The organism is Streptomyces sp. E2N166, assembly GCF_003671715.1.
GTDB classification, from domain to species: domain Bacteria; phylum Actinomycetota; class Actinomycetes; order Streptomycetales; family Streptomycetaceae; genus Streptomyces; species Streptomyces thinghirensis.
Genome location: NZ_RAIF01000031.1, coordinates 51967 through 74013, shown reverse-complemented (window position 1 = coordinate 74013; position 22047 = coordinate 51967). Strand labels below are relative to the sequence as shown.

Below are 22047 nucleotides of genomic sequence, written 5' to 3'. Positions count from 1 at the left end.
CGTAGTTTCGTACGGACACCCGTCAGCGTCCGTTCACGCCCGGCGCTACTGCTCCGCCAGGGCCCGCAGCCGGCTCAGCGCCCGGTGCTGGGCGACCCGCACGGCGCCTGGTGACATTCCCAACATCTGCCCGGTCTCCTCCGCCGTGAGCCCCACCGCGATCCGCAGCAGGAGCAGCTCGCGCTGGTTCTCGGGCAGGTTGGCCATCAGTTTCTTGGCCCAGGCGGCGTCGCTGTTGAGCAGCGCGCGCTCCTCCGGGCCCAGTGAGTCGTCCGGCCGCTCGGGCATCTCGTCGGACGGCACGGCCGTCGAGCCGGGGTGCCGCATCGCCGCGCGCTGCAGGTCGGCGACCTTGTGGGCGGCGATGGCGAAGACGAACGCCTCGAAGGGGCGTCCGGTGTCCTTGTAGCGGGGCAGCGCGAGCAGCACCGCGACGCAGACCTCCTGGGCGAGGTCCTCGACGAAGTGCCGGGCGTCGCCGGGCAGGCGGGACAGACGCGTGCGGCAGTAGCGCAGCGCCAAGGGATGGACATGGGCGAGCAGGTCGTGCGTGGCCTGCTCGTCCCCGTCGACGGCACGATGGACGAGCCCACCGACCGTCCCTTGATCAGGGGCCGCCTCGTCGTCACGCATCGGTCCATGGTGCCTTGCGGCCGTCCGATCCGTGGCTCCGCGCCCGTTGTTGTGCACCGAAGCGTTATGAGTAGGTGCGCCGGAACTCATCCCCTGCGCCCTCCCCTTCCGCTCGACCGACTCGTCCCCGAGGAACTCCACACCTCAAGGATGCGTCATCCGCGCCGAAACGAGCAGCGGGCACCCGGCGGGTCGCCTTGTCACCCCCGCCCACCTCGCGATAAGCGGGGATCGCGGCATCCCAGACGGGCCCTTTCGGCCTCCACCGCACGGGGGGCTCCTAGCGGACCAGGCCCCACCGGAAACCGAGCGCCACCGCGTGTGCCCGGTCCGAGGCGCCGAGCTTCTTGAAGAGCCGCCGGGCATGGGTCTTGACGGTGTCCTCGGAGAGGAACAGCTCGCGGCCGATCTCCGCGTTGGAGCGGCCGTGGCTCATGCCCTCCAGGACCTGGATCTCACGCGCGGTGAGCGTGGGTGCGGCACCCATCTCGGCCGAACGCAGCCGGCGCGGGGCGAGCCGCCAGGTCGGGTCGGCGAGGGCCTGCGTGACCGTGGCGCGCAGTTCGGCTCGCGAGGCGTCCTTGTGCAGATAGCCGCGGGCACCGGCGGCGACGGCGAGGGCCACGCCGTCCAGGTCCTCGGCGACGGTGAGCATGATGATGCGCGCGCCGGGGTCGGCGGACAGGAGCCGCCGGACGGTCTCGACGCCGCCGAGTCCGGGCATGCGCACGTCCATCAGAATAAGGTCCGAGCGGTCGGCACCCCAGCGGCGGAGGACTTCCTCGCCGTTGGCGGCCGTCGTCACGCGCTCGACGCCGGGCACGGTCGCGACGGCGCGGCGGAGCGCCTCTCGGGCAAGCGGGGAGTCGTCGCAGACGAGGACGGAAGTCATGGCCGTCCTCCGCAGCTGATGCGCGTCACGTTGAGCCTCCAGGCTGGTACGAAATCGTCACCTGTGCGGTCGACCGTCCCGGACGCCCGCCCGAGCACTTGTTCCTTCAACCGCCTCCGCACTCTCAACGACGGTCACTCGAAAGAGTTACGGGGCTGTGTGTCGTCTTCGGCACTCTACGTGAGGGGTCGGCCACGCAGCAGACATGCGCGTCGGACCCGCGCCGTTTCATCACAACCGGTGCCCCATTTAGCCGCTTTTCTTCCGCTTCGCTGGTGTCTGCGGCTAGATTCGCAATGAGTCATATTTTCATCTCCTTAGATCGTAGTTGTACGGTCGTGGACGCTGCGTCACCGGCATCTACCCATATCGGCTACAAGGGGTCACGCAATGGCAGATTTCTCCCGCCTTCCCGGACCGAACGCGGACCTGTGGGACTGGCAGCTCCTGGCCGCGTGCCGTGGGGTGGACAGCTCGCTCTTCTTCCATCCGGAGGGCGAACGCGGTGCGGCGCGGAGTGCTCGTGAGAACTCGGCCAAGGAGGTCTGCATGAGGTGCCCGGTCCGCGCCGAGTGCGCGGCGCACGCACTGGCGGTGCGTGAGCCGTACGGCGTGTGGGGCGGGCTGACCGAGGACGAGCGCGAGGAGCTCATGGGACGCGCCCGCAACCGCCTGGTCGCGGCGACGGCATCGGCCGGCGGGGAGGCGGCCGCGCATCACTGAAGCCCGCACATCACTGAAGGAACGTTTCTCTGAAGCATCCGGGCGCACAGGTGCGCCCGTACCCTCAGCGCGTCGCCGACTGGCGCGCCCCCGCCCGGGCCAGCTCGTCCAGCGTCGCCGTCACCGCCGGCACCTGGGCCAGGTCGGGCAGGGTGAGCGCGACGATCTCCCGCCGCACCGCCGGCTCCAGCGCCACCGCGCGCACCCCCCGGGGCCGTACGGACTCCACGGCGAGCTGGGGCAGCACGGCCACACCCAGTCCGGCACCCACCAGGCCGGCGACCGCCGGATAGTCGTCGGTCGCGAAGTCGATGCGGGGCGTGAAGCCGGCCCCTTCGCACACCTCGACCAACTGCCCCCGGCACCGCGGGCAGCCCGCGATCCACGGGTCCCGGGCCAGCTCCCCGATGGCCACCGACCCGCCGGGTTCCGTGCGCGCCAGCCGGTGCCGTTCGGGCACCAGCGCCACGAGGCGGTCGGTCAGCAGCGGCCTTACGACGAGGTCGTCCCACTCCTCCGCGCCGGCCGCGCCCTCGTAGCGGAAGGCGAGCGCCACGTCGCAGTCGCCCTCGCGCAGCAGCTCGACGGATTTCGGCGGCTCGGCCTCCTCCAGGAAGACCCGGGTGCCGGGGTGCGCGGCGCGCAGCGCTGCCAGGGCCGTGGGTACGAGGGTGGAGCTGCCGCTGGGAAAGGAGACCAGGCGGACCCGGCCGGCGCGCAGCCCCGCGATGGCGGCGACCTCTTCCTCGGCCGCGGTCAGCCCGGCGATGATCCCGGCGGCGTGCCGCACCAGCGCCTCACCGGCCTGGGTCAGTCGCATCTCGCGCCCGGTGCGCACGAGCAGGGGTGTGCCGACGGAGGCCTCCAGGGCCTTCATCTGCTGGCTCACGGCGGGCTGGGTACAGCCCAGCTCGCGCCCCGCGGCGGAGAAGGAGCCGGTCGATGCCACGGCGCGCAGGACACGGAGATGACGAGCCTCGATCACGCCTCGAGGATAAGTGACTCTTTGACCGAACGCCGAATAACGCGTAGACGCTTTGATGAGGATTGTCCTAGCGTTCCGCCATGAAGCTTCTCTCTGTCAATCTGGGCCGCGCGAAGGCGGTGCCGTACACGGACCATCCCGAGGGCGTCACCGGCATCGACAAGCAGCCGGCCGACGGGCCGGTACGCGTGGCCGCCCCCGGCCCGAAGGGCGCCGGGGCGAGCGGACTGGCCGGCGACACGGTGTGCGACACCCGGCACCACGGCGGCGCCGACCAGGCCGTGTACGCGATGGCGCGCGAGGACATGGACGACTGGGAACGCGAGCTGGACCGACCGCTGCCGAACGGATCCTTCGGCGAGAACCTCACGACGACGGGCCTGGACGTCTCCGGCGCCCTGATCGGCGAGCGCTGGCGGATCGGCCCCGATCTGGTGCTCGAAGTCACCAGCGGCCGCATCCCCTGCCGGACCTTCCAGGGCCATCTGGGTGAGGAGCGGTGGGTGCGGCGCTTCACGGAGAAGGGCGCGCCGGGCGCGTATCTGCGGGTGGTCGAACCCGGTGGGATACGGGCGGGCGACACCGTAGAGATCGAGCACCGGCCCGCCCACGAGGTGACGGTGGCGTTGCAGTTCCGGGCGGTGACGAGGGAACGGGAGCTGCTGCCACGACTGCTGGCGGCCGGTGAGGCGCTGCACCCGGAGGCGCTGGCGGCGGCCCGGAAGTACGTGGAGACGTACGGCGCCTGAGCGAAACGGACCTGCGCGGTCCGGGCCCATAACCTTGCGCCATGACAACGGCATTGATTACGGGATCGACGGCGGGCATCGGCGCCGCGTTCGCGCGGCGGCTGGCGGCCGACGGACACAACCTGGTGCTGGTGGCCCGCGACACCAAGCGGCTGCGCGAACAGGCGACCGAACTGCACGACCGGCACGGAATCGAGGCGGAGGTCCTGACGGCCGACCTGGCCACGGACCCCGGCATCGACGCGGTGGCCGCCCGCCTCGGTGAGCGCAGGAGCCCCGTCGACCTGCTGGTCAACAACGCCGGATTCGGCAACAAGGGCCGCTTCCTCGACGTCTCCATGGCCGACGAGCTGACGATGCTCAAGGTCCACTGCGAGGCGGTGCTCCGGCTGACCTCGGCGGCGACGGAAGCGATGCGGGAGCGGGGCCGCGGCGGCGTGGTCAACGTGGCCTCGGTCGCGGCCTTCGTGCCGCGCGGCACCTACGGCGCCTCCAAGGCGTGGGTCGTGCAGTTCACCCAGGGCGTCGCGAAGGACCTGGCCGGCAGCGGCGTACGCCTGATGGCCCTGTGCCCCGGCTTCGTGCGCACGGAGTTCCACCAGCGGGCCGGGATGGGCACGGACAACATCCCGAACTGGATGTGGCTGGACGCCGACAAGGTCGTCGCCGCGGCCCTGGACGACCTGGCCCGCGGCAAGTCCCTCTCCATCCCCGACCCCCGCTACAAGACCCTGATGGGCGCGGCGAAGCTGGTACCGCGGGGGATGCTGGGCGGAATCACCTCACGGACGGGGCGGAAGTACGGGCCGCGGTAGGAGTGCCGGCCACACCTTTCCTTCTCCTACGGGCAACCGGCTCCGGACCGGCTGTCATACGTGCGGACTAGGATTCCTGCCCTGTCGTCGAGAGGGCTCTGGCAGACGTCATGAAGTCCTCCGTCACCCACTACGGCCGTTCCGGAGGTGCTTGGTGCCCGCCGCTCCCAAGCCAACAGCTCCCGCCGCACGGGAACGCTGGTTCCAGCCACGGAGATCCGGCTTCCGTTGGGAGCAGGAGGGACTCGATCACCTCCGGGCGCTGATGCCGGGGACCGAGCCGTTCCGGGCCTGGGCCACGTTCCAGTTCACGGGTCCGTCCGGCCGGATCAACGAGTGCGACGTGTTGATCGCCGTACCGGGCGGCCTGTACCTGCTGGAGCTGAAGGGGCACCCCGGCCGGGTGGTGAACCACGGTGACACCTGGCAGTTCCACGGTGACCGGGTGCGCACCATCCGCAATCCTCTGCACCTGACCGACCTCAAGGCCAAGGAACTCAAGAGCCAACTCGAACGGGCGGCCAGGGCGCTCGGTATGGATCCGCGGCAGGTGCCGTTCGTCAAGCCTGCCGTTTTCCTCCACGACCCGGGGCTCGCGAGTGAACTGGACGAGTTCCAGCGCACCTCCGTCTACGGCCGCAATGACGGTGTGAGCGGCTTGCCGAAGATCTGGGACGGTCTGCTGAGCCGCCCGCCGGAGCGTGAGACCTGGCGGGTCACCCCGCTGGTCAGCCAGCGGCTGGAACAGCTGATGCAGCGGATCGGCATCAGTCACTCCACGGCACACCTGCGCTTCGGCGACGACTGGAAACTCGCTCCCCGTTCCCTCGACGCGGGCCCCGACTGGGAGGACCGGCTGGCGGTACGGGACGACGGACTCGTCCAGGAGAGCGGCCGTGTCCGTATATATCTGGCCGGCGCCGCCGCGTCGGCGGAGCAGCGGGCGAAGGTGGACCGTGCCGCCCGCCGTGAGTACCAGGTGCTCCAGGGGATCAACCACCGGGGCATCGTGCAGGCGGTGCAGATTCGCGAGCACCAGGGCGGGCCGGCGATCCTTTTCCGGCACCGTGAGTCGGATCTGCGGCTCGACGCCTACCTCGACGCCTACGGGGGCCGCCTCTCAACCGTCGTCCGGCTGGATCTGGTCCGCCAGCTCGCCGAGGCGGTCCGTTATGCCCATCACCGATCCCTGTACCACCGGGCGCTGTCGGCGCGCTCGGTGTACGTGTCGGCGCGGGAGGACGGCACCGATCCCATTCTGCGCATCGCCGACTGGCAGACCGCGGCCCGCGACTTCGAGACCACCCTGCACCGCTCACTGGGCGACACTCCTCTGGACGGCGGCCTGATCGCGGACACGGCGCAGACGTATCTGGCCCCGGAGACGGACCAGGAGTTCGCCGATCCCGTGGACCTCGACGTCTTCGGTCTCGGTGCCCTCACGTATCTGCTGCTCACGGGACGTCCGCCCGCCGATCGCCGCAGTGCGTTGCTGGAACGGCTGCAGAGTGACAAAGGGCTGCGTCCCTATGCCGTCTCCGACTCCGTCTCGGCCGCTCTGGACGCGCTGGTCTTCCGGGCCACCGCCGCGGATGTACAGGACCGCCTCGCCTCCGTCGACGAGTTCCTCGAACTCCTCGGCTCCGCCGAGGTGGACGCGGCGGCTCCACAGGTGCTCGGCGGGCCGGAGGCGGACCCCCTCACGGTCCAGCCGGGACAGCGTCTGAATGACGCGTGGTCGGTGGTCCGCGTACTCGGTACCGGTGCGACGGCCCGCGCCCTGCTGGTGCGCGGTACGGCCGACGACGGGCCGGAGGGTGCCCGGATGGAGAGCCCCCTCCGGGTCTTCAAGGTCGCTCTGGACCAGGAGAAGGACGCCCGGCTGCTCGCGGAGGCCAAGGCCCTCAAGGAGGTGGGTGGCGGGCGCATCGTGAAACTGCTCGCCGAGCCGCAGGAGCTCGCGGGCCACACGTTGCTGGAGCTGGAGTACGCGGGCGGGTACCGGGGGGAGGACGACCGTGAGCCGGTGAGCCTGGGGTCGCGGCTGCGCGACCAGGGTCCGCTGGGGTACGACCAGTTGGAGCGGTTCGGCAACGACCTGTTCGACGCGTTGGACGCGCTCGCCGCCCGCGGGGTGCGGCACCGGGACGTCAAGCCCGACAACCTTGGCCTGTTCAAGCGCAGCGACGGCTCGTGGCAGCTGATGCTGTTCGACTTCTCGCTGGCCGACGCTCCCGACCAGGACCTGCACGCGGGGACGCGCGGCTACCTTGACCCGTTTTTGGGCAGCGCCGGCCGCTCACGTTACGACGACCACGCCGAGTGGTATGCCGCGGCCGTCACCCTCCATGAGATGGCCGCCGGTGAGAGGCCGGTCTGGGGAGACGGCCAGAGCGACCCGCGGATGGCTCCGGACGCGGCGCTGCACGTATCCGCGGAGCTGTTCCCCGCCGCGCTCAGTGAGGGCCTGAAAAGGTTCTTCGAGCGTGCGCTGCACCGTGACGCCGAGCAGCGCTACGACAGCCTGCGGCAGTTGCAGGAGGCGTGGCGGCAGGTTTTCCGGACCGCGGACGCGGCTCGCCCGGCCACCACTCCCGCGACGGTCGGGATGAGCGCGGACGACCTGGAGGACGCGCGCGAGCAGGCCGCCGAGGCGGCTTCTCTCGTGACCCCGCTCGCCGCCGCGGGCCTGTCCCCGCGGGCCGTGTCGGTCGCCGAGGGCCTCAAGGCGCACACGGTCGAGCAGCTGCTGAACATTCCGCCGCATCACATCTCGCGGGCGCGTGGGGCGGGCAACGCGATCCGCAAGGAGCTGAACCGCCGTCACCGGCAGTGGACACTGGCGCTCCGCCGGCGCACGTCGGCCGGAAAGCCGCCCGCCGTCGCCGCGGACGCCCCGGAAGAAGCGCTGGAGTCCGTCGACACGCTGGCCGCCCGGCTGACCCCGCCTCCGGGGAAGCGGCGTACCCGGCCCCGTCCCGATGTCGTCCGGGCGACTTTGCAGCTACCGGCGGTGCTGGAGGCCGGGGAGTCGCTGGAGCCGTGGCCCGCGCAGAGTGCGATCGCCCAGTCGCTGGGTATCAGCCAGCCGACCGTCTCGCAGAACCTCCAGGTGGCGGTCGAGCAGTGGGCGGAGCTGCCCTGGCTGGGCAGAATCCGCGACGAACTGGTCACCGTCCTGGCCGACCGGGACCGGGTGTCGACCGCTGAGGAGTTGGCGTCCGAGCTGCGTGCCCGGCACGGTGCGGGCTCCGGAGACGCGGACGAGGCGCAGGCACGGGCGCTGGCGGTGGTACGGGCCGCGGTCGAGACGGAGATCCGCAGACGGGACGAGGAGCAGTCCGGTCCCGACGGCGAGGCCCCCGCGCGCCTGGCCGTGCAGCGGCGTGCGGGCCGGGTCATGATCGCCCTGGAGGACCAGCCGGGGGCCGACGACCCGACCCCCGCGGAACTCGCCGACTACGCCACGGCCCTGGGTGAGTGGGCCGCGGACCTGGCCGGACGCGATCCACTGCCCGGTCGTACCACCGTGCTGCGGGAGCTGCGGGGTGTGTCCGCCCCGGAGGGTATGTCTCCGCTGGCCGACACTCGGCTGGTCGAACTGGCCGCGTCGATGGCGGGTGACGTCGCCGTCTCCCCACGGCTGGAACTGTTTCCGCTCACACTCACCCTGGCGCGTGCCCTGCGCGTCTCGCAGGCTCCGGCGGGCGTCCGGCCCGGGACCGGGATCGGCACCGAGGAACTCCTGTCCCGTGTCCGGGCCCGGTTCCCCGGCCTGGCGGTGCTGTCGGAGACGACGTACGTGGAACTGGGCGAGGCCCTGGCCGAAGCCGGGTTCCCTCTCCTGTACGACCAGGACCGGCGCCGGTTCGTACCGCAGCCACGGGACGGTGCGGGCAGTCGGCCAGTGCTGTCGTCATCGGTTCTGACCAGCACCAGTTCTCTGTACGCCGCGGCTCAGGGCAGCATCGCCGAGGGCCGGGACCCGCGCGAGGTGCTGGCCGCGCGCCTGGCCGAGACCCGCCGGCGCGGGGGGTTTCTCGCCCTGACGCTGAAGGGTGCGGAGTTGCCGGGCGTCGCCGAGGCTCTGGCGGAGCGGTACGAGGCGGTCGCCGTGTCGTTGAACGGTCTCTTCCTGAGCACTCTCAAGGAGCTGGCCGAAGAGCAGTCGGTGCGCTGGCAGGCGTTGCTGAAGGCGGACGCCAAGTACACGGCCACCGGCACGCTGGGGGCGGCGCTCTCGTCGTACACCCGGCTGGCGTCGGAGCGCCTGCGCGGACGGCTGCTCGAACTGGCGGAACGCTCCGGGCCGCGGACCGTCCTGCTGGCCCATGACGCCGGGCTCATCGCCCGTTACTGGGAGGCCGGCGGCAGAGAGCTGATGGCGGTGCTGCAGCAGTCTGCGCGTCGGCCGGCCGACACACCGCACGGGCTGTGGCTGCTGGTACCGGCGGAGGACCCGCGGGCCACGCCGACGCTGGACGGGCGGACCGTGGAGGTGGTCGACCGGGTGACGGAGTGGGAGGTGCTGGACGGACTGTTCCTGAAGAGCCTGCGGGCAGCCGGTTCGCACTCCTGATCACCCGGTTCGGCATGTCACGCGGACTTACCTTCGTCGTGGAAGACGTGGTGGCCCAAGGCCCGCGCGGGTAATGTCAGTTGAGGTGTGAAGATCTTAAGGAGATCAGGGCATGACAACAGGCGCCTCTGACGGACCGGTTCCGGAAGAAGCCCCACGCGGGCAGCGAGTCCTTGACCTCCTGGACAAGGCGATCGACCTCCAGAGTCCGCTGGTGCGCAGGAACATAGCCCGGGCCCGCCAGCGGAACCCGGAGGCGACGCCCGCAGAGGTGGTCCGCAGCCTGGAGCGGATGTACGTCAGCGCCCTGACCGGGTCGGGGGCCGCGGTCGGAGGCGCTGCGGCCGCGCCGGGAGTCGGCACCGGAGTCGCCCTGGCCCTGTCTGCGGGTGAGACCCTCTCCTCTCTCGAACTGAGCGTCCTCTACGCGCTCTCCGTCGCCGAAGTTCACGGAGTCCCCCTCGCCGAGGTCGAACGCCGCCGGACGATCGTGATGGGGATCATGCTCGGCGGGAGCGGCAACTCGACCATCACCAAGGTGGCCGGGACCACAGGGAAGCACTGGGGACGTCAGATCGTCGCCAAGGTCCCCGTCGAGACGCTGCGTCAGATCAACAAGGTCCTGGGACCGCACTTCATCACGAAGTACGGGACCAAGCAGGGGATCATCGTCCTCGGCCGGGTGGCGCCGTTCGGTATCGGCGCCGTGATCGGTGGCGGCGCCAACGCCGCCCTGGCGTCGCTCGCGGTGAGGGCAGGCCGCCGCGCGTTCGGCCCGCCTCCCGCGTCGTGGCACGACTGACGCGCGATGGACGTCAGTGAGAGGCTCCTCGGCAGGAAGGTGGCAGGGCCTCACAAGCTGCCCCGCGGTTTCACCTGCGTGCGTGAGCACGAGCGGGGGATATGACGCTCTTGAGCACCGCAGACCTCAACGTGACACTCGCGTCGCGTGGTTGGCATCAGTCCGGCTGACAGGCCCGCCGCGGCCCCCTACCATGTTCAGTCCTGTCGGCTACCCGCAGCGGGGGTGACTGGTGGCCAGTACCGTCGTCAGTTCTGCCCAGTCCGGTCGTGCCTTGCGGGCATCGGCACCCCATGCGCGGCGCCGCGCTTCCGCCGTACCGTCGAAGCCCCGTTACGCGCTTCCGCCGAAACCGGGCCCCACGTGGACCGGGCTGGTGGCGGCGCTACGGGATCCGCTCGTCGAGGAGCTCTCCGCCGGGTGCCGGGAACTGGTGGCCGCGGATGCGGCGCTCTGCGGGATCAGCTCCCGCGACTTCGATATTCAACTGCGCCTGTACGCCCCTTCGATTCTCGGCGACGGACACGCCGGACAGTCTCTTCCCGCCCTTTATGACGTATTACGGCCCCAGCTCATCGCGCGCTGCAGCCGAATCGCCGGTTACACCGAGGACGCCGACCTTCTCGCCAACAGCTCCCTCCTGATCGGGGGGAGCAAAGCGCGTCGGGACTTCACCATTCAGCGCACCGACGGTTCATCCGTCGGAGTGACTTTCGACCTGGTCCAGCCCGGCGTCGGCCATCGGTACCAATCGAAGGTGCACTACCTGCTCAGCCCGCGGGCCGACACGTTCGTGGAAGTGGGCTGCTACCTACAGGGAGCCTCGCATCCCTTCACCTACCTGGCCTTCTCGGTGTGCGACCGGCCCGGCGTCGTCGAGGCCCTGCGGGCGCAGGGCGTCCCGGCGGAGCGCTCCAACTTGCTCGTCCTCACCCGCGCCCTAGGCTTGTCGGACGCGGCGCGGAATCTGATGAGCTTCACCATCGGCCAGGCCGTGAAGTATGTACGGGCCATCGGCTGCAAATATATCGTGACAGCGTTCAATCCGTTACTCGGATTCTCCGGCTCAGCATTGCATGCAACCAATTTCAAGCCCTTCGCCACAGCTCCGGTGGCATACTGCTACGACACCTTCGGCAATTATCTGACACGACGGCAATCCGCATCGAAGAAGACGGACCGCCGAGTGGAAAGCTACCGAAACCTCCTGGTGGCGCTCGGCACGGACAGCGCGACAAGAAAAGAAATCCGTAAAGTGAAGACCCTCGAACATCTGGCAGAGCCGACGACCGACCAGCCGGCCGACCCACGCCTGTCGCTCGACCTCGACGACTTGCGACGCTACCGGTCCCGGCTCGAAGCCGCGTGGTCCGTCAAGACCACTCATCCCAGTTACGCCCTTGAGCCCCTGTCCTCGAAGGGGCAGTGCGGGGTCAGCTCGGTGTGGCTGGCACGCAAGTTGCGGCAGCAGGAGATCGAAGCGACCTACTGCTACGGCAGTCTGCGCTTCGACGACCGGACGATTTCGTCCGTCGACCACCACTGCTGGATCGAGATCGGTTCTCCTCACGATCCCGCCCGCCTGGTGGTCGACCTCACCGTCGACCAGGCCGACGGATTCGAGGAGGAGGTGATCTGCCGACGCTTCGACGAGCTCACCCGTGACGGCATCCACTACCGCCCCACGACCCGGCTGTCCGTCGACGATCTCCCGAACGACCGTGTCTGGTCGCGCTACACGCGCCTTGAGGAGTCCATGCGCCAGAAATGGGGCATCGAGACCCTGTACGACTCGGTCTGAGCCCGCGGAGGCGTTCGGGCTTCGCCGGGCAAGCGGGGGGAGCGGTCATTTGAGTGCCCAGGTGGAGCGTCCGGAAGTACTGCTGCTGTCGTCGAACCGACGCCGCCGCTATTCCGAGGACATACTCACCGCCCTGGCCCTTCCCCGGGGCGCGATCATCCGGTTCCGCTACGAGGCACGGTATGTGGCCCCGCCGCTCCAGCAGAAGGTCGCCAACGGCAGCGTCCTCGGTGTGCGGACGCTCATAGGTTTCGTCGCCGACGAGGACTCCCCCACCGACGCCTTCCTGCTGCCTGTCAGATTCGCCGAGGTCGTGTCCGCGGAGTGCGCGGCGGACATCTTCCGCTTCCAGCTGCGTGTCACCGAGCATGTGGACCTCGACGAGTACTCGCTGAACCAGGACGAGATCAAGGAGGCGAGCCGCAGGGCCATCGACAAGATCAAGGAGGGCAACAACGCCACGTACTATCCCGCCGTCCTGAAGTTTCCGCCGTTCCCGATCCGGCCCGGCAGTGACGAGGCGCAGCTCTGGATCGGGGTCGCACGTCGGCTGGCCCTGCATCCCACCTTCGAGAACTCCTACTTCATGCGCGTGGACCCGCCGGTACACCTGAAGAGCGCGACGGCCTTCGCCTTCGATCCGGACGGCCGTCTGGTACTGGGCGACATGCAGCCCGCACGGCTTCCGGTCAGTTTCCACGCCGAGCGCTACGCCGAGGCACCCAAGATCAGCTTGGACTGTGAGACGGACGGCCGCTTCCTCCGGGTCTCGTCCGACGCCTCCCACGATGTCGCGTCCCGCTACGACTCCACCGAGTTCTGGCTTCAGCCCGATGCGTCCTCCTTCGATTCCCTCACCCATGTGACGATCCGCCTCGGACCCGAGGAACCCGGGACCACGCCCGTCGCGGACGTCCGCCTTCCGGTGGTCGTCAAGCATTCCCGCGTACGCCTGCTCTCCCGGGTCGTGATCAGCGCACTGGGGGCGATCCTCGTCGCCACGCCCGCCATCCTCGGCCCGGACTCCTCTCTTCCCCTGCGCATCATCCTCGCCGTGATCGGCTCCGCCGCCCTGAGCACGGCCACCATCGTCATGGGCCGGCCACGCGGCTGAGTCGGTCCCACGAACGTCCGGGGGAGAGGCGCAGGACGGGCTGTCCTCGCCGAGTCCTCCGGTCGTCGGCCGCCGTGTGCCCATCGCTACGCTGCGGCGATCCTTCGGCGGATCGACTCGAGCCATTTCCGCAGGGACATTCCTCGGGGCGGCAGCAGGTCGAGCCCCAATGCGGTGGTCGCCGTGCGGAGTTCCTGATCAGACGACATCATCGTCAGTAGCTCACCGATTTCCTGAGCCGTCTGTACGCGGTCCTCCGGTTCGGCTTCGCTGACATACTCGTCGAGGGCCTCTTCCCGGGAAGCGTAGATGTCGGAGAAATCCCGGTGGAAATAGGCGCCGAGCAACTGACCCAAGGACGGGAACCGCTCGTTCCATTCCCAGGCGCTCTGCGGGTTCACCTGCGGGATCTGTGACGGGTCCCGCAACAACCGGTGGAGGTGCCCCCTCACCACACGCAGACACTCCTCAACGCTTGCACCCATCGGCGGGCGGATGTGCGGGAGGAGTTCCACCTCGTCCGCGATCTCTTCGGAGAAGAGTCCGACGGAGAGCAGGTCGTCGATCTGCCGGATCGCCGTCGCGGCACGCGCGGGGTCCCGTGCGGCGGTCCTGAGATAGGCGGAAAGCGCAGGTCCGGGCGCTTCTGCGGTGTCGGAGAACGTGAAGTCCGCGCAAGCGTATGCCTCCAGCAGGTCACTGAGTTCGTGGAAGCGGTGACCTGGCGGAAGTGACTGGCTCATCAACTGCTCCAAGCGTGGTTGTCAGGGCTGGGGGAACGAGGTGAGGACGCGATAACCGGACGGGGCCGACGGGTCGGCCTTGAGGATCACACGAGCCCCCTTCACCCATTGCGTGGGCAGCCCGTGAGTGAAGTCGTAGCGAGTGAGATGCAGCCCCGTGTACTCGTCGAACTTCGCTTCCAGCCGTAGTGGCCCCTTCGCACCCTTGGCCAGCCACGCCGATATCTTCCGCTGATTGCTTGCGAGGGTGAGAGTCTTGTCGGTGAACTTCTGTGCCGCGTCGACATCGACGTAGCGTGAGTCCGCGGCGAGGTCGGCATCGTTCCGCAGCCGCTTGCGCATTCCGTCAATGGTCTTGTCGACGTGCTTGTCGATGGTATGGGCCTTGCTCCTGCCTCCGAGGCTCTTGCCTTCGTCACCGCGGACGTCCGCACGGTGCTCGGGCTTCGTGCGTCCCTTCCGTTTGCTCCTGGGCCACGCGTTGTAGTCACCGCCGGAGCCATTCGTGGCCCCCAGTCCCATGAGGACGAGCCCGGCCGAGCCCAGGACACCGGCGGTGAGGGCGGCCTCGGCGGTGAGGGCACCGGCCACTCCGCCTCCCGCGAGCGCGAGCCCGCCGGGCGGAAACAGTGCCAGCAAGGAGAGCAGGAGGAGGGCGAAGCCGAGGTGGACCAGGAAGGTGTCCAGCGCGTCGAGCAGGTGCAGCGTTCGGATCGACCTGCCTTCGGGTCCCGCGTCGCCGAGCCCGTGCCACAGCAGGAACGTTCCCACGGTGGCCGCGCCCAGTGCGGTTCCGAGGCGGAAGCGGTGCACGGCCAGCAATTCCGCCACTGGTTGTGCCGTCACTGCCCGCCAGGTGCGGAGCAGGATGGTGAGCTGGTAGGCGATCCAGACGAGGGCAGCGACACCGAAGCCCATCAGGATCTCCGGCCCCGGGCCGGTGGTGAAGAACTCCTGGAGGCCGGCCGTGGCGGGGAACGCGCCGACGCCCAGGTACAGCAGTGACGGCACCACGAGTACGCACGGGATGAGCAGCAGCCACCGGTCCCGGGGGCGCCGGGTTCTTCGGGCTGCTTCCCACCACGTCCGGAGGTTGACCGCTCGCCAGGCTCGATGGTTGTCGGATGCGTCCATCCGGGCGGTGACCCCGGCGACCACACGACGGAGTTCTTCGGTGTCGTCGGCCGGTGCCGACCCGGCGGCGTACAGCAGGGAACGCCGAAGCCTGACGTAGCGCAGCCCGATCAACAGGCTCCATGGCGGCCGCCAGGACGTGTAGCGCAGCAGGGCCGCCACGCTGTCCCCATCGGCGCGTTCGGAGGCGAGCAGTACGCCCGGCACCGCTCTCTTGCCCCACTGGAGCCGGCGCAGGTCGACGACCAGGGCGATGGCCAGGCACACAAGTGGCGCCGCCCATGCCCTTCCGTCCAGGTCCTCGAGCCACTGCTTGGCCTGACTGCCCGGTTCCCGCGCCGCGTAGTTGTTCACCGTGTGGTGGAAGGCGGCCACCGCGACGGGAGCCACCGACAACAGGCGCACCCACCCGTGTGCACGCCACAGCAGTCCGACCCCGAACCCGGCCAGAGCCGACAGCACCAGATGCTGGAAGGTCTCCGTGGCCGGAGGACCGGCCGTGGCCAGTTGGCTGAACGGCGCGGGCAGCCAGGACGTGAGCACCTGGCCGAGGCCCGGAACGTAGGGTGGCGACAGGCTGTCGGGGATGATCCAGCCCTCACCGCGGGCCATCGCCCGGTCGGCGTCCAGGCCGAACCGGAGGACCGCCTCCAGCAGCCCGAACCCGGCCCCCAGTGCCCCACCCAGAACCGTGAAGTCGGTCAGCCCCCACTGACGGCGAATCCGGAGGCTGCACCCCGCCAGCAACAGCGGGGCCACCTTGATCAGTTCCTCCACCCACGGCGCCACCGTGTAGCTGGTGGTGTTCACCACCGTGATCAGTGACTGCCCCGACTGGTCCGCGTAGAGACGGGTGTAGGCAAGCTGCACCAGCGCGGTGGTCACTCCACACGCGTACGCCCCCACCGCGAAGGCGAGCAGCACGGTCGACAGCCGCACCGACCGGGTCGGCCACGAAACGGCGTACAGCTGTAGCACGCCCCATACAGCCGCCACCGCCATCATCAACGTCACACCAGGCCCCCCGCCGGAACAACCATTGATTCGCAATAGTGAACGCGATGCTATGGAGTCAACCGCCGCCACAGCAAGCGACTTGGTACACATTGCGTCCCGCTCGACCGTGAGAGCAACAGGCCGCCGATGCAGTGATCTCTCCGAGAGTCACGGGGACCGGCTGGCAGGATGGGACGCGGGCCGTGGGGCCCGGTGCGCAAGTGGTGAGGGAGTGAGCCGGGAGTGACTGCTGAGGGGACGACGGGGGTGGGGTCGGGGGCCTCGCTGGACCGCGTACGGCTGCTGAAGGACCTCCAGGTGCGAACCCGCCTGCTGGAGGACGACCTGCGGGCGCGGACCGACGACGAGCCGGAGTTCCGCACCGCGCTGCGCGCCGAGTACGAGCGGGCGGTCCTCGCGGAACGTACGGCGGCCATGTACGAGACCTGGCGGGACGACCGGGTCGTGCAGATCGCCGCCGCGTGGGTGCTGGCGTGTGTCTTCGTCCGCTTCAGCGAGGACAACGGGCTGATCCCGGATGCCTGGCTCTCCGGCCCCGGTGAGCGGCTGGCGGAGGCCGTGGACCGGCACGACGCGTACTTCCGGGCGCACCCGGAGAAGAACGACCGCGACTGGCTCCTCGACGCCTTCGACGCGCTGGGCTCCTCGCATCCGACGGCTGCCGGTCTCTTCGACCGTGGTCACAACCCGCTGTACGAGGTGACGCCGTCGTACGAGGCCGCGTCCGCGCTGCTGGCGTTCTGGCGGGAGCGGGGCGCGGACGGCGAGATCGTCCACGACTTCACCGACCCCGAGCTGAACACGCGGTTCCTCGGTGACCTGTATCAGGACCTGTCCGAGCATGCCCGGAAGACGTACGCACTGCTCCAGACGCCGGTGTTCGTCGAGGAGTTCATCCTCGACCTGACGCTGGAACCGGCGGTGGAGGAGTTCGGACTCACGCCGGCGTGGAAGCACCGGCCGGTGGCCTGGGACGGGGAGCTGTGGGACGACGGTCCCGGTGGTGAGGAGGTCGTCCGGGGGCTGCGGTGCATCGACCCCGCGTGCGGGTCCGGGCACTTCCTGCTGGGGCTCTTCGAGCGACTGCTGGGGAAGTGGCGGGAGGTGGAGCCCGGGACTGAGCCGTGGGCGCTGGTGCGGCGGGCGCTGGAGTCCGTGCACGGGTCCGACAAGAACCCGTTCGCCGTGGCCATTGCGCGGTTCCGGTTGCTGGTGGCCGCGTTGAAGGCGGGGGGTGTGCGGGAGTTGGGGGCGGCCCCTGGGCTTCCGATTCGCGTTGCGGTGGCGGACTCGTTGCTGCACGGGCGGGGGGCGGAGACGGTGACGGAGTCGCTGGACACGCTGTTCGCGGAGAACGAGCCGTTCTACTACCGCACGGAGGATGTGGAGGAGTACGCGCGGGGAGTGGATCTTCTCGGGCGGGGGTCGTATCACGTGGTGGTGGGGAATCCGCCGTACATCACCGTCAAGGACGCCAACGAGAACAAGAATTACAAGGCCGCGTACGACGCGTGTTATCGGCAGTATGCGCTGTCGGTGCCGTTCGCTCAGCGGATCTTCGAGTTGGCGGTTCGGGCGGGGGGTGACCATCGGGATGGGGGGTTTACCGGGCAGATCACCGCTAATTCATTTATGAAGCGGGAGTTTGGGAAGAAGTTGATTGAGGGGTTCTTCCCGAGGGTCCAGCTTACGCACGTGATTGATACGTCCGGAGCTTACATTCCGGGGCATGGGACGCCGACTGTTATCTTGGGGGGGCGGAATCAGGTGGCTCGGCAGGGTGAGAGCGTGCGGGCCGTGTTGGGCGTGCGGGGCGAGCCGAGTGAGCCAGAAGACCCAAAGGAAGGGCTCGTCTGGCAGGCAATCGTGGCTCAAGTCGGTGCGCCGGGAAGCGAGTCGGACTGGGTGTCGGTGGAGGACACTACCCGAGGCCGCTTTGGAAGCCACCCCTGGTCTCTTAGCGGAGGAGGGGCTGGAGACGCGCTGAAGCGCCTGGAGAAAGCCCACTCTGATCGGCTTGGCAACGTGGTGGACAACATCGGGTTCGGAGCTGTCACACGTGAAGACGACGCTTATTTGCTGGGCAATTCGAAGTGGCTCAGCGACTTGACTAGCAGCAACAATCGACCACTCATCGTGGGTACTTCTCTGCGCGATTGGGTAAATGATGGTGGGCACGCTTCCCTTTTTCCATACCGGGACGGTGATCGCGCAGCCTGGGTCAGTGAATCATCGGAGAGGTTGCTGTGGCCGACTCGCACCCCACTGAAGCTCCGGCGAGCACTTTCAGGCACGCAAGAGGAACAAGGTCTCAGTTGGTTCGAGTACTCTAGTTTCTCGCGTGCTCGCTGCTGGTCGCCTCTCCTTATCGGTTTCGCCTTTGTGGCCACACATAATCACTTTTCGCTACTCAGCGAAGGCGCTGTACCCATTCGTTCCGCTCCGGTAATCAAGATGCCAGACGGTACGAGCAGAGAGCGCCATCTGGAAATCATGGCAGTATTGAACTCCTCAGCTGCTTGCTTCTGGTTGAAGCAGGTAAGCCAAGGAAAAGGAGGCAGCGGCATCGGGTGCGGCATTAAGGATGAGGCATGGGAAGAGCGCTACGAGTTCACCGGCACCAAGCTTCAGGAGTTTCCACTCCCTGAGCAGCTTCCCCTCTCCCACGGCCGTGAACTTGACGCCCTCGCCCAGCAGTCGGCCGAACATGGTCCTTCCGCTCTCGCTCGCTCCGCCGTGCCCACGCGCGAAGCTCTCAACGAAGCCCGCCGGGCACAGGAGCGGATCCGCGCTCGCATGGTTGCGTTGCAGGAGGAGCTGGACTGGACCGTTTACGGCGCCTACGGGCTGCTCACGCCTGAAGAGGTCACTCGGACGACCACCATCGAGGCACCCGAAATTCCTCCGGGGCAGCGAGCGTTCGAGATCGTACTCGCCGCTAGCGGGGCAGAGACGGCTTGGTTCGAACGGCACGGATCGACCGCAGTCGCCGAGGTCCCCGCCCACTGGCCCGAGGAGTATCGCAAAGTCGTCCAGGCCCGGATTGAGCTCATCGAGGCCAATAAGGACATCCGGCTCATCGAGCGGCCCGAGTACAAGCGCCGTTGGTCCATCGAGCCCTGGGAGAAGCGCGAGGCCGCTGCTCTGCGAGGTTGGCTGCTGGACGCCGCCGAGCGGGAGGAGCTGTGGTTCGAGGAGCAGGACGGGTACACCGTGCCGCGTCCGCTTACCGTGAACCAGCTCGCCGATGCCCTCCGGCATGACGCGGACGTGCAGGCCGTCGCCGCTCTGTACGCCGCTGATCACCTCGGTAAGCGGGACGCCTCCCTTGCCACCGTTTTCGCCGCCGTCATCGAGGCCGAGCACGTGCCGTACGTCGCTGCCCTCCGCTACAAGGACAGCGGGCTGCGTAAGCGGGCCCAGTGGGAGCAGGTCTGGGAGCAGCAGCGGGAAGAGGACCGGACCGGCCAGCGGCTCGACATCAAGGTGCCGCCGAAGTACACCAGCGCCGACTTCCTCAAGAACTCCTACTGGTCGAACCGTGGCAAGCTCGACGTGCCCAAGGAGCGGTTCATCTCCTATCCCGGCGCCTCCACCGACTCCGACACCTCCCTCCTCCTCGGCTGGGCCGGCTGGAATCACCGCGACCAGGCCGACGCCCTCGTCGGACTCATCCGCAACCGCGTCGAGAGCGGTGGCTGGGAGAAGGCAGACCCGCGGTTCGTGCCGCTGCTTGCCGGGCTGCGTGAAGTCATGCCCTGGGTGCACCAGTGGTACGGCGGCCACGACGAGGAGTGGGACGGCAACCCCGCCGAGGAGTTTCAGGCCGCCCTGGACACCGGCCGCACGGAACGGGGTCTGTCCGAGTCCGACCTGACCAACTGGCGCCCCGAGAAGAAGACGCGGGGCCGAAAGAAGAGCGAGTGACATGGACGAGGGGCGGTCGGTGCGCACCAGCCGCCCCTCGTCGTCGTATCAGCCGCGCGTGGCCATCCGTACGAACGCCGTCCAATGAGCGGTAGGAACGGCGAGTAGCGCCGCTTCCGGCTGCTTTGAGTCGCGGACCAGCATCGCCGTACCGGTGTTCGCGAGCTCCACGCAGTCGCCTCCGTTTCCCGCGCTGTAGCTGCTCTTGAACCAGCGCAGTTCGCCTGCGGCAGGCGCGGGGCTGCCTGTCTTCATAGCTCTCCCAACAGTTTCTCGATGAAGGCCAACGACTCTCGGGGCGTCAGCGCCTCAGCTCGCAGCACGCCGTACGTCGCTTCGAACGGGCTGACCTTCTTCGGTTCCGAGTACAGGGCGCTCACGTCCTGCACCTCCATGTAGGCCATCCTGCGCTGATCCTTCGAGTGGATCAACGTGAAGGGACCGGCCAACCCCGCGTGCTCTTCCCGGTCCGTCGGCATCACCTGCATCCGGACGTTGCGCTGGTAGCCGTAGATCAGCAGCTGCTCCAACTGGCCGCGCCACACGTCCCGTCCGCCCAGGGGCCTGCGCAGCACGTGTTCATCGAAGACGAAGCTCAGCAGTGGCGCCGGGCGACGCGCAAAGAGCTGCTGGCGTTCCATACGTGCGGACACGCCCTGCTCAATCGCTTCTTCATCCAACAGCGGGCGCCACATCCGGAAGACCGCCCGCGCACAGTCCTCCGTCTGCAACAGACCTTTGATCACGTGGCTGACATAGGCATGCAACTCGACTGCCTCGAACTCCAGTTGCACGTACCGCCGAAAGAATGACGGATACCGCGCCCTCGCGATCTCGCCCTTCATCGCCGAAAGCACCCCATGTGCTCCCAGGGCCCGGTCAACGCCGTCGACCAGCTCGGGTTTCGGGATGCGCCGTCCCTGCTCCACCGCCGCGATCTGTGCCTCGCCGTACCCGACCCGCTCCCCCAACTGCGCCTGCGTCAGCCCCGCGACCTCGCGCAGCAGCTTCATCTGACGACCGAAGCACCGCAGGAACTGCCCGCTGGAGTCCGGTTCAGCCCCGCCCGCATCCGCTCCCGCGTCCATGCCTGCCTCGCTCCCTCGGCGTCGTCCAGCCACTCTCCGTAACCGGAGGCTAGGACGCGCGTGCGTCAACAGGGGCCATGAGCGGGCAAGTTGCCTCGTGTGAGTGAACACCCGCCAGCGAAAGCTTTCTTCACTCAACGCGTCCAACCGGCCACAATCCGTGCGCTACCTTCGCTTCAGCACAGGAACGAAACAGCCCCCGCGTCCGGCTTGCACCCGTCCGCGAGGGCCTGAACCATCAGTGGAAGTAGGCCTCCACCGTGATCTACCGGCACTTTATCGCGCCCCCGCGCGCCTTCACGCAGTTCTCGCACGACCTCATCCGGCACCCCCGGCTGTCCTCCGACGCCGTTCGGCTCCTGACCTGGCAGCTCTCCCTGCCTCCCGGCACCCGGGAATCCCTCTCCCGTACGGCTGAACGTGCCCGCATCGGCGGATGCGCCTTCACCCGGGCCAAGCGGCAGCTCAAGGACGAAGGCTTCGTGCACGAGCGGCGGCTCCAGGGAGCCGGGGGACTCTGGGTCACCCAACAGCTCGTCTCCAGCGTGTCCTTGAGCGAGGGCGAAGCCCTCAAGCTGCTCGCCCAGATGCCCGTAGGTCCGGCGGGGACGACCACCACCGAGCGCGTATCACCGCAGCTCGCACCGGGTCGTCGTTCACCGGCCGTCGGTGAACCGACCACCCCGCCCACCGACGGCTATCCACCTCAAGACCTTGAAGGAAACACCTCCAACCAACCCCCCAAGCCCCCCGCGGACCACACAGCGGAAGCACAAGCCCCGCAGCCGGACGACGACACACCCCCCGAGCCCCGCCTCACCGAAGCCCGCGCCCTCGTCGACACCTTCCCCGCCCTCTCCCCCGACCTGCGCCACATCCCCCGCGCCATGCGCCCCGAGCTGACGCGCCTCACCGCCCGCTGGCTGGCCGCCGGGCACCCGCCCACCGCCGTCCGCACGCACATCCTGCGCGGCCTGCCCGACGACGGCACCCCCGTCCACCGCCCCGGCGGCCTCCTGCGCCACCTGCTCCGCGACGTACCGCC

The 22047-nt window shown here is 68.8% G+C and carries 16 protein-coding genes; 9 read left to right on the top strand and 7 right to left on the bottom strand.

Going from position 1 to position 22047, the window contains the following annotated elements; all coding sequences use genetic code 11:
* Positions 1 to 45 precede the first annotated feature (45 nt).
* Entirely contained in the window at positions 46 to 633 is a 588-nt protein-coding gene (locus EBH09_RS22345) for a sigma-70 family RNA polymerase sigma factor (RefSeq protein ID WP_121748737.1), read from the bottom strand.
* A gap of 280 nt (positions 634 to 913) precedes the next feature.
* Positions 914 to 1525, bottom strand: coding sequence for a response regulator transcription factor (locus tag EBH09_RS22340; RefSeq protein WP_003948568.1), 612 nt, complete (start codon positions 1523 to 1525; stop codon positions 914 to 916).
* Positions 1526 to 1915: 390 nt separating this feature from the next.
* Here EBH09_RS22340 and EBH09_RS22335 point away from each other — a divergent pair, with 390 nt between their 5' ends.
* Entirely contained in the window at positions 1916 to 2248 is a 333-nt protein-coding gene (locus EBH09_RS22335; protein WP_121748736.1) for a WhiB family transcriptional regulator, read from the top strand.
* A gap of 64 nt (positions 2249 to 2312) precedes the next feature.
* Here the strand turns inward: EBH09_RS22335 and EBH09_RS22330 are convergent, their stop codons facing one another.
* Positions 2313 to 3233, bottom strand: coding sequence for a LysR family transcriptional regulator (locus EBH09_RS22330; RefSeq protein ID WP_121748735.1), 921 nt, complete (start codon positions 3231 to 3233; stop codon positions 2313 to 2315).
* A gap of 80 nt (positions 3234 to 3313) precedes the next feature.
* Between EBH09_RS22330 and EBH09_RS22325 the strand changes: the two genes are divergently transcribed.
* The 6 genes from EBH09_RS22325 (at position 3314) to EBH09_RS22300 (ending at position 13093) form a co-directional block, all read left to right on the top strand.
* The gene (locus EBH09_RS22325) at positions 3314 to 3982 is read left to right on the top strand and encodes an MOSC domain-containing protein (RefSeq protein WP_121748734.1); all 669 of its coding nucleotides are present in this window, start codon (positions 3314 to 3316) and stop codon (positions 3980 to 3982) included.
* A 41-nt stretch (positions 3983 to 4023) separates the two neighbouring features.
* Positions 4024 to 4797 carry an SDR family oxidoreductase gene (locus EBH09_RS22320; protein ID WP_121748733.1) on the top strand — a complete coding sequence of 258 codons (774 nt, stop codon included), beginning with the start codon at positions 4024 to 4026 and terminating at the stop codon, positions 4795 to 4797.
* Positions 4798 to 4951: 154 nt separating this feature from the next.
* Positions 4952 to 9376, top strand: coding sequence for a BREX system serine/threonine kinase PglW (gene pglW, locus EBH09_RS22315; RefSeq protein WP_121748732.1), 4425 nt, complete (start codon positions 4952 to 4954; stop codon positions 9374 to 9376).
* A gap of 112 nt (positions 9377 to 9488) precedes the next feature.
* Entirely contained in the window at positions 9489 to 10178 is a 690-nt protein-coding gene (locus EBH09_RS22310; protein WP_121748731.1) for a hypothetical protein, read from the top strand.
* Between the two features lie 232 nt (positions 10179 to 10410).
* Positions 10411 to 11979: a hypothetical protein gene (locus EBH09_RS22305; protein WP_153182702.1), complete on the top strand. Its 1569-nt coding sequence runs from the start codon at positions 10411 to 10413 to the stop codon at positions 11977 to 11979.
* A 49-nt stretch (positions 11980 to 12028) separates the two neighbouring features.
* Positions 12029 to 13093 (top strand): hypothetical protein, encoded by a 1065-nt coding sequence (locus EBH09_RS22300; RefSeq protein ID WP_153182701.1) that lies wholly within the window; start codon positions 12029 to 12031, stop codon positions 13091 to 13093.
* Between the two features lie 86 nt (positions 13094 to 13179).
* Here the strand turns inward: EBH09_RS22300 and EBH09_RS22295 are convergent, their stop codons facing one another.
* Positions 13180 to 13836, bottom strand: coding sequence for a contact-dependent growth inhibition system immunity protein (locus EBH09_RS22295; protein WP_121749490.1), 657 nt, complete (start codon positions 13834 to 13836; stop codon positions 13180 to 13182).
* Positions 13837 to 13857: 21 nt separating this feature from the next.
* On the bottom strand, positions 13858 to 15975 hold the full coding sequence (locus EBH09_RS22290; RefSeq protein ID WP_238697447.1) for an RNase A-like domain-containing protein: 2118 nt from the start codon (positions 15973 to 15975) through the stop codon (positions 13858 to 13860).
* A gap of 234 nt (positions 15976 to 16209) precedes the next feature.
* Here EBH09_RS22290 and pglX point away from each other — a divergent pair, with 234 nt between their 5' ends.
* Positions 16210 to 19914 (top strand): BREX-2 system adenine-specific DNA-methyltransferase PglX, encoded by a 3705-nt coding sequence (pglX, locus tag EBH09_RS22285; protein WP_121748727.1) that lies wholly within the window; start codon positions 16210 to 16212, stop codon positions 19912 to 19914.
* A gap of 48 nt (positions 19915 to 19962) precedes the next feature.
* On the opposite strand, the gene EBH09_RS22280 is transcribed toward pglX, so the two are convergent.
* Positions 19963 to 20169 carry a DUF397 domain-containing protein gene (locus tag EBH09_RS22280; protein ID WP_121748726.1) on the bottom strand — a complete coding sequence of 69 codons (207 nt, stop codon included), beginning with the start codon at positions 20167 to 20169 and terminating at the stop codon, positions 19963 to 19965.
* Complete coding sequence (locus tag EBH09_RS22275; RefSeq protein ID WP_121748725.1) at positions 20166 to 21002, bottom strand: helix-turn-helix transcriptional regulator; 837 nt, start codon at positions 21000 to 21002, stop codon at positions 20166 to 20168. The genes EBH09_RS22280 and EBH09_RS22275 overlap by 4 nt, the downstream gene beginning before the upstream one ends.
* Positions 21003 to 21262: 260 nt before the next feature.
* Between EBH09_RS22275 and EBH09_RS22270 the strand changes: the two genes are divergently transcribed.
* Positions 21263 to 22047: hypothetical protein (locus EBH09_RS22270; RefSeq protein ID WP_121749489.1), on the top strand; the 785-nt coding region annotated here is incomplete at its 3' end.

Coding starts and splice junctions, on each gene's coding strand:
- EBH09_RS22345 (WP_121748737.1), bottom strand. CDS start 633: ATGCGTGACGACGAGGCGGCCCCTGATCAAGGGACGGTCGGTGGGCTC.
- EBH09_RS22340 (WP_003948568.1), bottom strand. CDS start 1,525: ATGACTTCCGTCCTCGTCTGCGACGACTCCCCGCTTGCCCGAGAGGCG.
- EBH09_RS22335 (WP_121748736.1), top strand. CDS start 1,916: ATGGCAGATTTCTCCCGCCTTCCCGGACCGAACGCGGACCTGTGGGAC.
- EBH09_RS22325 (WP_121748734.1), top strand. CDS start 3,314: ATGAAGCTTCTCTCTGTCAATCTGGGCCGCGCGAAGGCGGTGCCGTAC.
- EBH09_RS22320 (WP_121748733.1), top strand. CDS start 4,024: ATGACAACGGCATTGATTACGGGATCGACGGCGGGCATCGGCGCCGCG.
- EBH09_RS22310 (WP_121748731.1), top strand. CDS start 9,489: ATGACAACAGGCGCCTCTGACGGACCGGTTCCGGAAGAAGCCCCACGC.
- EBH09_RS22295 (WP_121749490.1), bottom strand. CDS start 13,836: ATGAGCCAGTCACTTCCGCCAGGTCACCGCTTCCACGAACTCAGTGAC.
- EBH09_RS22290 (WP_238697447.1), bottom strand. CDS start 15,975: ATGATGGCGGTGGCGGCTGTATGGGGCGTGCTACAGCTGTACGCCGTT.
- EBH09_RS22280 (WP_121748726.1), bottom strand. CDS start 20,169: ATGAAGACAGGCAGCCCCGCGCCTGCCGCAGGCGAACTGCGCTGGTTC.
- EBH09_RS22275 (WP_121748725.1), bottom strand. CDS start 21,002: ATGGACGCGGGAGCGGATGCGGGCGGGGCTGAACCGGACTCCAGCGGG.